We start from the raw sequence: 14,713 nt of genomic DNA, 5'->3' as shown, positions 1-14,713 counted from the left end.
ACCCGTGCCTGAACCGATCGTGTATCGCTGGGAGCTCACCGGCCTGCAGTTCAAGGTGTTGTGCGAAGACCGCCGGATCGGCGGCCTGCCCCGGCCGTTCACCTTCACCAGCGATACCAAGTTCGCCGACGACTACGAAGCCGAGAAGAACGAAGTCCGGGCGGCACTGGAGCAGTCGGCGGACCCGGAGTTCGACGTGATGGTCCATGCGCTCGGCCGGCCCGACATCATGGTCACCGCGAACTTGTGGAACGAACGGCAGCATACCGACCCGAACCAGTGCGTCCGGGTCCACGCGGTGCGCCGCGACGATCGTGGCTACGTGATCGTCCAACGGCCGGGCAGGACGGTGGCACACGCCGGCGGATTCGATATCGCCGAATGTGCGCCGGAGGCGCTGGCGCGGACGGTGGTCGGCCTGCTTCCCGATATCGGTGCAGGCAGCGATCCCGAGACGGTGTGGGCCGGGCTCGTCGCCGCGGGCGAGGGATCAGGCGCCGCCGACGGGGATCTGCCGTCGGCCCCGTACGGGCCGGATGCCGGTGTGCTGAAGGTGATTCAGGGGCACCTCGGATTCCGGGAACGGGGAATCATCCACGTGGGTCTGGTCTGGCGGGATGTCCCGGGAGACGGCCGGTACGTACTGGGGGCCGCCGAGGAATTGACCGGTATGGACGGCAGCGCGATATGCGATTGGATCGAGGCCCGGATGGCGGAGATCATGGTCCGCCTGCAGCCCTGAACCGCGCGAACGGTGTGAGCGGCCGACCGGCAAACCACGTCGGGGACCCGGTCGGCGGGCGCGGTATCGTCACCGATAATCATCATCATTTCGACCCAGAGGATGCGCCGTGACCGATTTCGAGACGATTCTGCTGGAGCGTAAGGACAAGGTCGGCCTCATCACGCTGAACCGGCCCAAGGCATTGAACGCGCTCAACGCGCAGGTCCTCGACGACGTGATCGCCGCACTCGACGAACTCGAACGCGACGACGAGGTCGGGGCCGTGGTGATCACCGGTTCCGAGCGCGCCTTCGCCGCCGGGGCGGATATCAAGGAGATGCAGCCCAAGTCGTACATGGACATGTTCATGGACGATTACTTCGCCCGCTGGGAGCGGCTGGCGCAGTTCCGCAAGCCCACCATCGCCGCGGTCGGCGGGTACGCCCTGGGCGGCGGCTGTGAACTGGCCATGATCTGCGATCTCCTCATCGCCGCCGATACCGCCAAGTTCGGCCAGCCGGAGATCAAACTGGGCGTGATCCCCGGTATCGGTGGTTCGCAGCGGCTCACCCGCGCGATCGGTAAGGCCAAGGCCATGGACCTGGTGCTCACCGGGCGCAATATGGACGCCGAGGAAGCCGAACGCGCCGGGCTGGTCTCCCGGATCGTGCCCGCCGCCGAACTGCTCGATACCGCGCTCGAGGTCGGCGCCACCATCGCCTCGATGTCGCTGCCGGTGACCATGATCGCCAAGGAAGCGGTGAACCGCTCCTTCGAAACCACCCTCAGCGAGGGCCTGCGGTTCGAGCGGCGGGTCTTCCACTCGCTGTTCGCCACCGCGGACCAGAAGGAAGGTATGGCAGCGTTCGTGGACAAGCGGAGCGCCGAGTTCACCAACCGCTGAACGCGCGCGCGCCCGGCCCGATCAGGGTTCGGGCGGTGCCTCCGCGATATCCGTCGGTACGAAATTGCCGCGGGCCGGCTGCGCGGTGCCGTTCTGGGCGGTGAGCAGACCGGCCACCGTCGCGCCGAGGCCGATGGTCACCGCCGCGGCCGCGTACACCTTGCGCCGCCCGGCGACCGGCGGGGCCAGCGACACCACCTGACCGCCGGCGCGGATATGGGCGGTCCGGGTCCCGGCCGCCGGCCGCTCGGCCGCGAACAGCAGCGCGCCGCGCGCCGAGACGTACTCCGGTTCCCGGTCACAGATCAGTGGAAGATCGAGTAGTTCGGTGAGTCCGGCGCGCAACGCCGGGCTGCGGGCGCAGCCGCCCAGCAGCGCGATCGCTTCCGCCGGCACCTCGGACTGCTCGCCGGCCCGCCGGACCAGGGTGGCGGCCATCGTCAACGGTTCGGTGCAGAGTCCGGCGAGATCACTGCGGGTGATCACGGCCCGTTTCGCAGTGGCGGGGTCCGCGGCGGTGACCACCCGGGCGCTGCTCAGCGCCTCCCGGTACCGGCCGGCCGCCGCCTCGTCGGTGTAGACACCGGCCCGGTCCAGCCATTCGCACAGCAATTCGTCGTAGATATCGCCACCGAGGCCCGGCCAGTGGCTCGCGGTGAGCACGGTATCGGTGCGGCAGTCCGCCTGGGTGAGGGTGAGCCCGGCGGATCCCAGATCGAACAGCAGCACCGAATCGGTCGACGGCAATTGATCGGTGAACCGTAGATAACGCAGCTGGGCGAGAGGTTCGTCCACCAGAGTGACCCGGCCGGTGCCCAGGGCATCGCCGATCTCTTCGGCCTGCGCCGCATCCTGGCAGGTCACCGCGGTGCCCGTGATGTATTCGTCGCGGAGCCGGGCGGCGGTGTGCATGCGGCGGACCGCCGTGAGCACCGGTTCGACCACCGGGCTACGCGGAGCCCGGGGGATATGGCACCGATCGATCGGGGGCAGGTGTGGCTGATCGGAATGAGTGAGTACGGCGCGCGCTCCGGAGGAGCCCGCCGATACCCCGAGTACCAGCACCATAAACATATGGTGCGCCGCGGTGCCGGAGTTGCCAAGCCGAATGACCGAGAAATTTGCTGATCGGGTGCTTGCCCGTTATCCGTTTGCTGCCTATCCGGTGTATCCGGCCGACCGGTATGTTTCCGGGTTAGTTATTTGCCGCTGCCGCGCACGGGGGTCAGGGCGGGCTCCACCGGGCCGGTTCCTCCCCGGTATCGAAGTCGCCCGCGGTGTGCCGGAACTCGGTCAGCAATTGCAACAGCGTGCGCAGCCGGTCGGGTGGGAGCTCCGGCCGGGCGAAAACCCGCTCGTTGAGATATTCGGTGGCCTCGGCGACCAGGGCACGCCCGGCCTCGGTGATCTCGATCAGGGTGGCGCGCCGGTCGTTCGGATGCGGCACCCGGTTCACCAGTCCCGCCGCCTCGAGCCGGTCCACCGAATTGGTGACACTGGTCGGATGCACCTGCAACCGGGCGCTGGCCACCGCCATCGGTAGCGCGCCGGTGGCGCTGAAGTTGAGCAACTGCAGCAGTTCGTAGCGGGAGAAAGTGAGCCCGGTGGGCCGTAGCGCCTCGTCCACCCGTGCCATCACGATCTGCTGCGCGCGCACCAGCGACGTCACGGCCGCCATCCCGTCGGCGACCGCGCCCCAGCCGTGGCCGACCCATTGCCGATGGGCCTCCTGGATCGGGTCGAGCGGTAGCGGCCGGGGGCGAGACATGTGTTCGATCATCGCACGGCGCCACCGCGGCGGGCCGATGGTGCACTCGTCGCCGCGGGTGGTGCGCTCCTTGCTGCGGCACGACCGCTCTTCGGCGCAGCGGGCCGCCCCGAAGCGCGATCCAATCCGCCGGGCCGGGCACGGGGTTGCGATCAAGGCGATCCCAACCCTCGTCCGCCACCTCGCCGTGGGAGACGATCTCCTGGTCACGCGGGCGTGGCTGAGTGGTTGAGGCAACGGTCTGCAAAGCCGTTCACGCGGGTTCGATTCCCGCCGCTCGCTCCACCGGCCGGAACCGGGCCCGGTTCCGGCCGGACGCTGTCAACTCAGGCCCGAGAAGTCGCGCAGTACAACATGATTGCGGTCGGCGAAGGTGCCCAGGGTGTAGTCGGGATACAGGCCGAAGTATTCGCCGCGGGTCAGCGTGCTCCAGCGGCGCGCGGCCGCGGTGCGGGTCTTGTAGAAGTTCACCGTGTAACCGCCCTCGTAGATCCGCAGCAGGCTGTACCCGCCGGGGTACTCCTTCACGGCCGCGACCTCGAGGAATTCGACCGCGCATCCGGTATCGGGGCGGGTCCGCCGCGTGCGATGGGTATGCCCACTGTGCTGCAGGAATACGCCGGGTGCCGTGTCGTAGAGCTGTTGCAGCCGCAGGGCGCTCGGACGGTCCAGGATGAAACCGGGGCCGCCGAGATTGGTCAGGCCGGCCTCCGTGGTTACCGGATGGTGACCGAAAACGATTGTGGGACGATCGGGTTCGTCGTTCAACAGCTCGCGCACCCGGTCGAGTTGCGGCGGGTCCAGGACGCCGCCCGCACCGTCGAGTGCGCTGGTGTCCAGGCCGAGTAGCCGTAGGCCGCCGAGTTCGTGTTCGAGCAGTTGTTGCCGCGGCCCGAAAGTCTCGCTCCAGCAATCGTGGTGGTCGGCGGTGCCGGGTACCACCGGGCACCCGGCGTAACCCGCGCCGGTATGCGGGCGATCATGGTTACCGCGTACCGCGAGATAATCGCTACCCGCGCTGCCCCAGCGGTCCAACCGGGCCCGCACCGAACGTATCTCCTGTGGGGTGGCTTCCGCGGTCAGATCACCGGCGATCAGCAGCGTTGCGGCACCGCGGTCGGCGCGGCGCAGATCGTCGAGCACTGCGTCGAGCATGACTTCCGGATACGGCGGCAATCCCGGTTCCTGCCGGAAACCCGGCGGCAGCTCGCCCACCAGCAGCCCGCTCACGGTCTCCCCGTAGTGGATATCGTTGGCCAGCGCGACGGTTCGCAGCAACCGCCCGGGCGGCGGGACGAGGGTGCGGAAGGTGCCGGTGGTTTCCGGTGTGCCCGGTATGCCGGTGGCCGCCGAAAACGCGGGGGTCGCGCGGACCCCGGCCGAACGCGCCTCGAATCGATAGGTGCGGCCGGGTTCGAGACCGCCGAACTCCGCGTAGTGGAACGCGGTGGCGCCACCGGAGCCCCAAACCGGCCGGAGGGGGCCGCCTGTTCCGGCGGCCAGCAAAACTTCTCCTTCGGTATCGATCGGAACGAGTCGTCCCGACGCGTCAGGGGAGCGGCTGGTCCAGGTGAGTACCGCCGACGTATCGGTCACCGTGACGACTTCGAGGTCGGTGGCCACGATCGGACCGGGCCGGGCGGTGGCGCGGTGTCCGCCGGCGAGTAACAGCGCCGCCGACCCGAATGCCCCCAGTACGGTCCGGCGCGAGGGCCCGCAGCAACTCATCGCCGAGCGCGGCACGCGGCCGGCGCAGCGGACGGGAGCCGGATGTGGTCCCGTCCGGCCGACGGGGTGGATGGCCGGCTCGGCATGTCTGCGCTGTGTGGCGGACAGGTCATCGGAGTCCTTCCGTTCCCGGTGTCCCCGGCAGACTACGACAGGAACAGGAATTCGGATCGACGGCGCGACAGCAGCCCGAGACCGTTGGGTTGTCCTCGCCCGATCGGCCGTGACCGTACCGAACCGTGGCCGGTGCCAGAGGCTTCCGATACAGTCGGCGGCGGTACCGAACGCAACCCGCGGCACGACCCGCACGCTGCCACCGAACTATCGGAAGTTCCCGTGAATCTCCCAGCCGAATCGCCCGCCGAGTTCGCCGTCACGATTGCGCCACCGACCTCGTACGAGCATCGGGAAGCATTCCGGGAGGTCGCCGAAACCGTGCATATCGCGCTCCTGCGGCTCGGTTTCGACAGTGTGCTGTCCGATGATCTCGGCCTGCCCGGCCGGCGTCATATCGTGTTCGGCAGCAACACACTCTCGTGGTGGAATCTCGAGGTCCCCGCAGATGCCGTTCTGTTCAATCTGGAACAGATCTCGGCGGATTCGCAATGGGTTACCGCCGAACTACTTTCGCTGTTCCGCCGGCACACGGTGTGGGATTACAGTCTCCGCAATATCGCCGCGCTGCGGGAACTGGGCGTGCCGGATGTCCAGCACGTGCCGATCGGTTACGTTCCCGAGCTGGAACGGATTCCGGCCGCTGCCGAGCGGGATATCGACGTTCTGCTCATCGGTTCACTCAACGAGCGCCGGATGGCGCCGATCGAGGAACTGCGCCGGCTCGGCCTCGACGCACAAGCGCATTTCGGTGTGTACGGCCCGGCCCGGGACGCGCTCTACGCCCGCGCGAAAATCGTGCTGAACACCCACTTCTACGACGCGAAAATATTCGAGATCGTCCGGGTTTCGTATCTGCTGGCCAACGGGGTGTTCGTCGTTTCCGAGCACTGCGCCGATACCGAGGAAGCCGACCGCTACGCCGGCGCGGTCGTGTTCACCGACTACACCGATATCGTCCCCACTTGCCTGGACTACCTCGCCGACGCCGAGCGGCGAACCGCGCGGGCCGAAGCCGGCCGCACCCTGATGCGCGGCCGGCCGGCCACGGACTTCCTGGCGCCCGCGGTGGCGGGGTTGCCGGTGGTGCGGAGCTGAGCTCCGCACCACGGGTATCAGGTATCGGTGCCGGACGACGAGCAGACCCGCCACTCGCCGTCTTCTTTCACCAGATCCTCATCCGAGCTCTCGTCCACTTCGTCGTCCGAGCTGCCGGGCATCGAGAGGCTGAACTTACCGGTCATCGTCGCTTCCGCCCGGTCGCCGGTGATGACGATCTTGTCCACCGAATCGATCTGGACGGAGAATTCCGCTTTTTCGACTTCGGCCCGTTCCGAATCCGACATAGCCGCGATCTCGTCCCGGTCGGCCTTGCAGGCCAGCTGGGCTGCCGCCACGAAACCTTCATCGTCCAGGGTGCCGTAGAACTCCCGGAGCGCGTTCTCGACCTGCTGCTCATCGGAGGCGATCGGGGTTTTGCCCTGCATCGTGAGCACCACCACGGCGGAGACCGCGCCGATGACCACGAGCACCGCCACCACCGCACCGATGATCAGTCCCGTCCGCCGTTTGCGGGGCGGCGGATAACCCGGCTGCGGCGGATACCCGGCCTGCGGAGGGTAGCCACCCTGCTGCGGCATCCCCGGTGGGAACCCGGGCTGGGGCGGATAACCCGCTTGCGGCGGCTGCCCGGGCGGATAGCCGGGCTGTTGCGGGTAGCCGGGCTGCTGTGGATACCCGGGTTGTTGTGGATATCCGGGTTGCGATGAAGCTCCGTGTGGTCCGGGGCCCGGTTGCGGTCCGCCGGGTTGCTGTCCGTACGGCGGCGGCCCTGCCGGTGGCTGAGTCATGTTGTCTCCGTTCCCCGTTCTACTCCCCAGAATTGTCATCCGAAGACTACGGCAGAGCCGAGAACGCCGAAGGCCCCGACCTGTACCGGTCGGGGCCTTCGGTGACTGTGCCCTCGGCAGGAATCGAACCTGCGGCCTTCTGCTCCGGAGGCAGACGCTCTATCCCCTGAGCTACGAGGGCGGGGATCCACCCGAAGGGCCGGAAGTCCGGTCGATCGGGCGGTCCACAGCGTAACGCATCACCGCCGGTGAGGCCAAAACGGGAGGTGACGGGTCAGTTGAGCGGGAGCGGTTCGGCACCGCGGTCGGCGAGCATTGTCGTCATCAGCCGGGATTCGCCCTGCTGGGCCGGCAGCATCTGACCGGCCAGGGTGCGGATCTCGGTGGTTTCGGCGTGTTCGGCGCCGTATTCGAGCATCGGGACCCCGCCCTGATGGTGCCGCAGCATCAGCTGCAGGAACAGGACGTCGAGCTCCTGGCCCCGTGCGGCGCGGAGCCGGCGCAGATCGTCGGTACTCGCCATTCCCGGCATGGTGGCCATACCCGCGGTGCCGTGCTCGTGGCCGTGGCCGCCGTGCTCGTCCTGCGGCATCCACGTCATATATCCGCCGGTGGCGGTGGCCGGCGCGTCCCACATCTGCAACCACCCCTGCATCCGGCCGATCTGGCCCTGCTGGGTGGTGAGAATGTCGAAGGCCAGCCGCCGGACATCGGTGTCGGTGGAACCGTTGAGCGCGATACCGGACATTTCCACGGCTTGCGCGTGATGGGTCGACATATCCTGCGCGAACCCGATATCGACCGGCCCGGCATGCGTGTCGGCTCCGGTGGTGTCCGGGGCCAGCAGTACGCCGGCCCCGAATCCGGCCACGAGCAGCGCGATCGCGCCGATGATCAGCAGCGGGACGCGCTGGGCGCGTAGTTGCGCGCGCCAGCCCGTCGGCTGTCCGGCCTCGGGGGTACCGGCTTCCGGCATTACTGTCCCGCCCCGGGCGCCTGCTGCTGTTCCGGCAGGGTGCCCGGCATTCCCGGGATGGCCGGGATACCACCGGGCAGGCCGCCGGTGGGCACACCGCCCAGTTCGCTCTGATCGGGCTGCAGACCCGCACCGTCCATGGGCACCGCGTCGGGGCCCGGTTCGCTCGGGTCGTAGGCCGGCGGGTTCTCGGTGCCGAAGGTCGGGTTGGAGCAGCTGGCGCCGACCTCCGGGTAGGCGTAGTTGTTCAGGCGCAACGCCGTGACGAACTGGCCGATCCGCTCGTCGTCGGCGTCGGGCACGCTGAGCTGGTGCCCCCACGACTGCAGCGAGATGGGCGCTTCCTGACCGGGGTGCGGGGACAGGAGCATGTACTGCTCGCCGTCCACCCAGGCCTTCAGCGTGTCGACCCCGTCCTCGTCGACCTTCTCGGGGTTGTAGCTGATCCATACCGCGCCGTGTTCGAGCGAATGGACCGCGTTCTCCTCGCGCAGCGGCTTCTCGTAGACGGCACCCATACAGTCGGCCCACGAGGCGTCGTGCGGGCCGCCGAACGGCGGGGTCTTGTCGTAGGCCACCCGCTGGGTGGCGTCGACGTGCAGGCCCGCGGGGTACTCCTGTTTCACCACGCCCTGGATCTGCGCGGAGGGGTCCTGGTTCTGCTCCGTCGGGGCGAACGTCTGGCCGAAGGATTCGCGCAACGCCCGCACCTGCTCCTGGCGTTCGCGCAGCGCGGCCTCCTCCTGGTACTTGGGGACCAGGCTCACGGCGAGCGCCCCGACCAGCGCGACGAGCACCACGACCGCTCCGACGGTGAGCCACGGAATACGCTGCGTGAGCGGTGGCTTGTTCTTGTTCTTACCGCCCCCCGCCCGGGCGGAAGAGGCTTTGCCCGCCGCCTTGACGGCTTTCGCCGATTTGGCGCTGGTCCTGTTCGGCATACCGGTCCTAGCTCTTTCCCACGTGATGAACAGTGCATGGCTGCGGTGCCCACTCGCGGCGCGCACCCACTCGGACCATAGGATAGAGACTCGTGACTCCAGCCGACCTCGCAGATCTCCTTCACGCCACGGCCGCGAAGGTACTTGCCGAACGTGGACTGGACGCTTCCGTCCTGCCCGACCAGGTCGATGTGGAGCGTCCGCGCAACCCCGAACACGGTGATTACAGCACCAATGTGGCGATGCGCGTCGCGAAGAAAGCGGGCACGAATCCGCGCGAACTGGCCGGCTGGCTGGCCGCGGCGCTCGGTGACACCCCGGGCGTGGCGAGCGCGGAAGTGGCCGGCCCCGGCTTCCTGAACATCCGGCTGGCCGCCTCGGCGCAGGGCGTGATCCTGGAACAGGTGCTGGCCGCCGGTGTGAATTACGGCACCGCCGATGCCCTGGCCGGGACGAAGATCAATCTGGAATTCGTATCCGCGAACCCGACCGGCCCGGTTCATCTCGGGGGTACCCGGTGGGCGGCCGTCGGGGACGCGCTGGGCCGGATTCTCGCCGCGCAGGGCGCCGACGTCACCCGGGAGTACTACTTCAACGATCACGGCGCGCAGATCACCCGGTTCGCCGAATCGCTGGTCGCGGCCGCCACCGGGGCGCCGACCCCGGAGAACGGGTACGCGGGTGCGTATATCGCCGAAATCGCGGATCAGATCGTTTCCGCCCATCCCGGCGCACTCGACCTCGACCCCGAGCAGCGGCTCGAACTGTTCCGCGCCGAGGGGGTGGAACTCATGTTCGCCCATATCAAGAAAACGCTGCACGAATTCGGCACCGATTTCGACGTCTATTTCAACGAGAGTTCGCTGTTCGCCTCAGGCGCGGTGGAACGCGCGGTGGAAACCCTCAAGAATTCCGGCGATCTCTACGCCAAGGACGGCGCCTGGTGGATCAAGAGCTCGGAATACGGCGACGATCAGGACCGGGTGGTCATCAAGAGCGACGGTCATGCCGCCTATATCGCCGGTGATATCGCGTACCTGCAGAACAAGCGGTCGCGTGGCTTCGATCTGTGCATCTACATGCTCGGCGCCGACCATCACGGGTATATCGGCCGTCTGAAGGCCGCCGCTGCGGCGTTCGGCGACGATCCCGACAGCGTCGAGGTGCTCATCGGGCAGATGGTGAATCTGCTGCGCGACGGGGTCGCGGTGCGGATGAGCAAGCGGGCCGGCACGGTGGTCACCCTCGACGATCTGGTCGAGGCCATCGGGGTGGACGCGGCACGGTATTCGCTGGTCCGCAGCTCGGTGAACTCGAGTATCGATATCGACCTCGACCTGTGGACCAAACAGGACAGTGTCAATCCCATCTACTACGTGCAGTACGCGCACGCCCGCGCGGCCTCGATCGCCCGCAATGCCGCGGAATTCGAATACCACACGGTGACGCCGGATTTCGCCCTGCTCGACTCGGAACTCGAGGGGGCGGTCATCCGGACCCTCGGCGAGTTCCCGCGGGTGGTGGCGAGCGCGGCCACGCTGCGGGAACCGCATCGCATCGCCCGCTACCTCGAGGAGCTGGCCGGGGTCTACCACCCGTTCCAGTCCAACAAGGCGCTGCGGGTGTTGCCGATGGGCGACGAACCCGTGAGCCCGGTCAATGCCGCCCGGCTCGTACTGGTGAACGCCGCCCGGCAGGTGCTCGCCAACGGTTTGGCCCTGCTCGGCGTCACCGCACCGGAGCGGATGTGACCGCCACCTGCTATCGCAACGACCGACTGTTCCGGCAGTGGGTGAGGAAGGGAGACCGATGAGTGTCCATCCGGCCGGGCCCCGGCACGCCGATATCCCGCACGCGCCGAATCTGCCGCAGCGCCCGGCGGATCCGCGGGAGATGATCGATCTGCCCGCCCATGTGTGGCCGCGGAACGCCACCCGCGACGCCGACGACGTGGTGCGTCTGGCCGGTGTACCGGTCACCGAACTCGCCGCGCAGTTCGGTACGCCGCTGTTCGTGGTGGACGAGGACGATTTCCGGTCCCGCTGCCGGGATATGGTGCGTGCCTTCGGCGCGGATGCGCGAGTGCACTACGCCTCCAAGGCTTTTCTGTGCGGTGAGGTGGCACGCTGGGTCCGGGACGAGGGGCTGTCGCTGGACGTGGCCTCCGGTGGTGAGCTGGCGGTCGCGCTGCACGCCGGTTTCCCGGCCGAGCGCATCGCGGTGCACGGCAACAACAAATCCGTCGCCGAACTCGAGGCCGCGGTCGCGGCCGGGGTCGGGCATGTGGTGGTCGATTCGCTGATCGAGATCGAACGGCTCGAAGCCGTCGCCGGGGCCGCCGGTGTGGTGCAGGACGTGCTGGTCCGGGTGACCGTGGGTGTGGAGGCGCACACCCACGAATACATTTCCACCGCGCACGAAGACCAGAAATTCGGCTTCTCGATTTCCGGTGGCGATGCCATGGAAGCGTTGGCCCGGGTTTTCGAGGCCGATAATCTCCGCCTGGTCGGCCTGCACAGCCATATCGGCTCCCAGATCTTCGAAATCGACGGTTTCGAGATCGCGGCGCATCGGATGCTCGGACTGCTCCGGGAAGCCGTCGACAAATTCGGTGTGGAACGCACCTCGCAGATATCGCTGCTCGATCTGGGCGGCGGACTCGGAATTTCCTACGTTCCGTCCGACGATCCGCCGGCGCTGGATACGTTCGCCGAGAAACTGCGGGTGCTGGTGGCCCGGGAGGCCGAACTGGCCGGGCTGCCGGTACCGCGGATCGCGGTGGAACCGGGCCGGGCGATCGCCGGACCGGGCACCGTGACCCTGTACGAGGTCGGCACCGTGAAGGACGTTTCCCTCGACGGTGGCCTGCGCCGCCGGTACGTCAGCGTCGACGGCGGGATGAGCGACAACATCCGCCCGGCGCTGTACCAGGCCGACTACCACTGCCAGCTCGTCTCGCGCGGTTCCGAGGCCGGGCCCGTGGTGGCTCGCGTGGTCGGAAAGCATTGTGAGAGCGGCGATATCATCATCCGCGATACCTGGCTCCCGGCCGACGCCGGACCCGGCGACCTGATCGCCGTCGCCGCGACCGGCGCCTACTGCTACTCCATGTCGAGCCGGTACAACATGCTGACCAGGCCCGCTGTCGTCGCCGTCACCGACGGTACGGCGCGATTGATCCTGCGCCGGGAAACCGTCGCCGATCTGCTCGGTCTGGAGGTCTGATGGATGCGACGAAAGGGGTGCCCGAGGTGACAGTGGCCGGACAGTGGGGCCCGGACCGTCCGATCGGTATCGCGGTGCTGGGAATGGGCAATGTGGGTCGCGAGGTGGTGCGGATCCTGCGCGACCACGCCGACGACCTGCAGTCCCGGGTCGGCGCGCCGGTGACGTTGCGCGGCGTCGCGGTCCGCAGCCTGGACCGTGATCGCGGCGTGCCCGCCGAACTGCTCACCACCGACGCCGCGGAGCTGGTCGCCCGGCCCGATGTCGATGTGGTGGTGGAGGTGATCGGCGGTATCGACCCGGCCCGCGCGCTGATCCTGGCCGCGCTCAATGCCGGGAAATCCGTGGTCACCGCCAACAAGGCGCTGCTGGCCGATTACACCGGGGAACTCGCGGCCGCCGCCGAACGCAGCCGCGCCGACCTCTACTTCGAGGCCGCGGTCGCCGGGGCCATCCCGGTGGTGCGCCCGCTGATCCAGTCGCTGTCCGGTGACCGGGTGAACCGGGTCGTCGGCATAGTCAACGGCACCACCAATTTCATCCTCTCCGCGATGGACGAAACGGGCGCGGACTACGGCGAAACCCTCGCCGAGGCCACCCGGCTCGGATACGCCGAGGCCGACCCCACCGCCGATGTCGAGGGCTACGACGCCGCCGCGAAGGCCGCCATCCTCGCCTCGCTGGCTTTCCACACCCGGGTGACGGCCGCCGATGTGTTCCGGCAGGGCATCTCCACCATCACTGCCGAGGATCTGGAAACCGCGTCCGCGGTGAACTGCGCGGTCAAACTGCTCGCCATCTGCGAGCGGGTCCCCGCCGGACCGGGGGAGCCGAGCCCGGCCGAGGGCGGTAAGGAACGGGTCTCGGTGCGGGTGTATCCGGCGCTGATCCCGCGCAAACACCCGCTGGCCGCGGTCAACGGGGCGTTCAACGCGGTGGTCGTGGAGGCCGAGAACGCCGGCCGGCTGATGTTCTACGGCCAGGGTGCCGGTGGCGCGCCCACCGCCTCGGCCGTGCTGGGTGATCTGGTGATGGCCGCGCGCAACAAGTTCTTCGGCGGCCGGGCCCCCGGGGAGTCCGTCTACGCCGCATTGCCGATCGCCCCGATCGGCGACACCCCCACCCGGTACCACGTGAATCTGAAGGTCGAGGACCGTCCCGGTGTGCTGGCCCGGGTAGCGGGTAAATTCGCCGAGCACGGGGTCAGTATTTCCACCGTCCGGCAGGAAGGGCACGATGACCGGGCACGGCTCGTCGTGGTCACCCACCTGGCGACCGAGTCGGCGCTGGCCGAAACCGTCGCCGCCCTCGCGGATATGGAATCCGTCACATCTGTCACCAGCGTTCTGAGATTGGAAGGCACCGAAGAATGACCACAGCATCGCGGAGCGGATCTGCCGGTGTCGCCCCGCAGTCCGGAGTGCATTCCCGCTGGCCCGGGCTGATCGCCGCGTACCGGGACCGGCTCGCCGGCGCGGCCGACTGGGAACCGGTCACCCTGTTCGAGGGCGGCACCCCGCTGGTACCCGCGCCGTACCTGTCCGAACTCACCGGCTGCGAGGTGTACCTGAAGGTCGAGGGAGCCAACCCCACCGGTTCGTTCAAGGACCGCGGGATGACCATGGCGATGACCGACGCCAAATACCGCGGCCAGCAGGCCGTGCTGTGCGCCTCCACCGGTAACACCTCCGCCTCGGCCGCCGCCTACGCCACCCGCGCCGGAATGACCTGCGCGGTGCTCATCCCGCAGGGCAAGATCGCCATGGGCAAACTCGCCCAGGCGGTGATGCTGGGCGCCAAGGTCATCCAGGTCGAGGGCAATTTCGACGACTGCCTGGAGCTGGCGCGCAAGGTCACCTCCGATTTCCCGGCGATCGGGCTGGTGAACTCGGTGAACCCGGCCCGGATCGAGGGCCAGAAAACCGCCTCGTTCGAAATCTGCGATGTGCTCGGCACGGCACCCGATGTGCACGCGCTACCGGTGGGCAACGCCGGCAACATCACCGCCTATTGGCGCGGATACCGCGAATACCACGCGGACGGTGTGACGAATTCGCTGCCGCGGATGCTGGGCGTCCAGGCCGCCGGCGCCGCCCCGCTGGTCAACGGTGCCCCCGTGAAGGAACCGGAAACCATCGCGACCGCCATCCGGATCGGCGCGCCCGCCTCCTGGAACGGCGCGGTGGCGGCGAAGGAGGAGTCGGGTGGGGCGTTCCGCGCCGCCACCGACGACGAGATCCTGGAGGCATACCGGCTGGTCGCGGCCAAGGAAGGCGTGTTCGTGGAACCCGCGTCGGCGGCGAGCGTGGCCGGTGTGCTGGCCGCCCGGGCCGACGGCTGGCTCGAGCCCGGCCTGAAGGTGGTCTGCACCGTCACCGGTAACGGACTCAAGGACCCCGATACCGCGCTGCTCGGTATGCCCGAGGTACAGGCCGTCGCGGTCGACCCGGTGGCCGTGGCCGCCCGACTGGAACTGGCCTGAC

General features: G+C 68.3%; 13 protein-coding genes and 2 tRNA genes. 8 read left to right on the top strand and 7 right to left on the bottom strand.

Annotated features, from left to right (window positions below; translation table 11 throughout):
• Positions 1–4: 4 nt before the first annotated feature.
• Entirely contained in the window at positions 5–742 is a 738-nt protein-coding gene (locus ACQEVO_RS25240) for an ESX secretion-associated protein EspG (RefSeq protein WP_432917819.1), read from the top strand.
• Between the two features lie 109 nt (positions 743–851).
• Positions 852–1,628, top strand: a complete 777-nt coding sequence (locus tag ACQEVO_RS25235) for an enoyl-CoA hydratase (protein WP_432917817.1) — start codon at positions 852–854, stop codon at positions 1,626–1,628.
• A 21-nt stretch (positions 1,629–1,649) separates the two neighbouring features.
• On the opposite strand, the gene ACQEVO_RS25230 is transcribed toward ACQEVO_RS25235, so the two are convergent.
• Complete coding sequence (locus ACQEVO_RS25230) at positions 1,650–2,696, bottom strand: hypothetical protein (protein WP_432917814.1); 1,047 nt, start codon at positions 2,694–2,696, stop codon at positions 1,650–1,652.
• 157 nt (positions 2,697–2,853) lie between these two features.
• Entirely contained in the window at positions 2,854–3,396 is a 543-nt protein-coding gene (locus tag ACQEVO_RS25225; RefSeq protein ID WP_432917811.1) for a MarR family winged helix-turn-helix transcriptional regulator, read from the bottom strand.
• 210 nt (positions 3,397–3,606) lie between these two features.
• Between ACQEVO_RS25225 and ACQEVO_RS25220 the strand changes: the two genes are divergently transcribed.
• Positions 3,607–3,681: transfer RNA gene (locus ACQEVO_RS25220), tRNA-Cys, on the top strand.
• A gap of 36 nt (positions 3,682–3,717) precedes the next feature.
• Here the strand turns inward: ACQEVO_RS25220 and ACQEVO_RS25215 are convergent.
• Positions 3,718–5,019 (bottom strand): metallophosphoesterase, encoded by a 1,302-nt coding sequence (locus ACQEVO_RS25215; RefSeq protein WP_432917809.1) that lies wholly within the window; start codon positions 5,017–5,019, stop codon positions 3,718–3,720.
• 441 nt (positions 5,020–5,460) lie between these two features.
• On the opposite strand from ACQEVO_RS25215, the gene ACQEVO_RS25210 reads away from it, so the two are divergent.
• Positions 5,461–6,336: a hypothetical protein gene (locus ACQEVO_RS25210; RefSeq protein ID WP_432917806.1), complete on the top strand. Its 876-nt coding sequence runs from the start codon at positions 5,461–5,463 to the stop codon at positions 6,334–6,336.
• A 17-nt stretch (positions 6,337–6,353) separates the two neighbouring features.
• On the opposite strand, the gene ACQEVO_RS25205 is transcribed toward ACQEVO_RS25210, so the two are convergent.
• The 4 genes from ACQEVO_RS25205 to ACQEVO_RS25190 all read right to left on the bottom strand — a co-directional run bounded on the left by ACQEVO_RS25205 (position 6,354) and on the right by ACQEVO_RS25190 (position 9,005).
• Positions 6,354–6,878: an Rv0361 family membrane protein gene (locus ACQEVO_RS25205; RefSeq protein WP_432917803.1), complete on the bottom strand. Its 525-nt coding sequence runs from the start codon at positions 6,876–6,878 to the stop codon at positions 6,354–6,356.
• Positions 6,879–7,196: 318 nt separating this feature from the next.
• A tRNA-Arg gene (locus ACQEVO_RS25200) sits at positions 7,197–7,269 on the bottom strand.
• 93 nt (positions 7,270–7,362) lie between these two features.
• Entirely contained in the window at positions 7,363–8,064 is a 702-nt protein-coding gene (locus ACQEVO_RS25195) for a DUF305 domain-containing protein (RefSeq protein ID WP_432917800.1), read from the bottom strand.
• Positions 8,064–9,005, bottom strand: a complete 942-nt coding sequence (locus tag ACQEVO_RS25190) for a DUF3105 domain-containing protein (protein WP_432917797.1) — start codon at positions 9,003–9,005, stop codon at positions 8,064–8,066. The genes ACQEVO_RS25195 and ACQEVO_RS25190 overlap by 1 nt, the downstream gene beginning before the upstream one ends.
• A 92-nt stretch (positions 9,006–9,097) precedes the next feature.
• Here ACQEVO_RS25190 and argS point away from each other — a divergent pair, with 92 nt between their 5' ends.
• Genes argS through thrC form a run of 4 tightly spaced genes read left to right on the top strand, consistent with a single transcriptional unit; the run spans position 9,098 to position 14,712 of the window.
• Entirely contained in the window at positions 9,098–10,756 is a 1,659-nt protein-coding gene (gene argS / locus ACQEVO_RS25185) for an arginine--tRNA ligase (RefSeq protein ID WP_432917794.1), read from the top strand.
• Positions 10,757–10,814: 58 nt separating this feature from the next.
• On the top strand, positions 10,815–12,230 hold the full coding sequence (gene lysA / locus ACQEVO_RS25180; RefSeq protein WP_432917791.1) for a diaminopimelate decarboxylase: 1,416 nt from the start codon (positions 10,815–10,817) through the stop codon (positions 12,228–12,230).
• Positions 12,230–13,603, top strand: coding sequence for a homoserine dehydrogenase (locus tag ACQEVO_RS25175; RefSeq protein WP_432917788.1), 1,374 nt, complete (start codon positions 12,230–12,232; stop codon positions 13,601–13,603). The genes lysA and ACQEVO_RS25175 overlap by 1 nt, the downstream gene beginning before the upstream one ends.
• Positions 13,600–14,712, top strand: coding sequence for a threonine synthase (thrC, locus tag ACQEVO_RS25170; protein WP_432917785.1), 1,113 nt, complete (start codon positions 13,600–13,602; stop codon positions 14,710–14,712). Before ACQEVO_RS25175 ends, thrC begins: the two co-directional genes overlap by 4 nt.
• The last annotated feature ends 1 nt before the right edge of the window (position 14,713 follow it).

Source organism: Nocardia sp. CA-290969 (genome assembly GCF_050936135.1).
GTDB lineage: Bacteria > Actinomycetota > Actinomycetes > Mycobacteriales > Mycobacteriaceae > Nocardia.
Note: the sequence above shows the minus strand (reverse complement) of the source record. Positions and strands in the feature narration are given on the sequence as shown.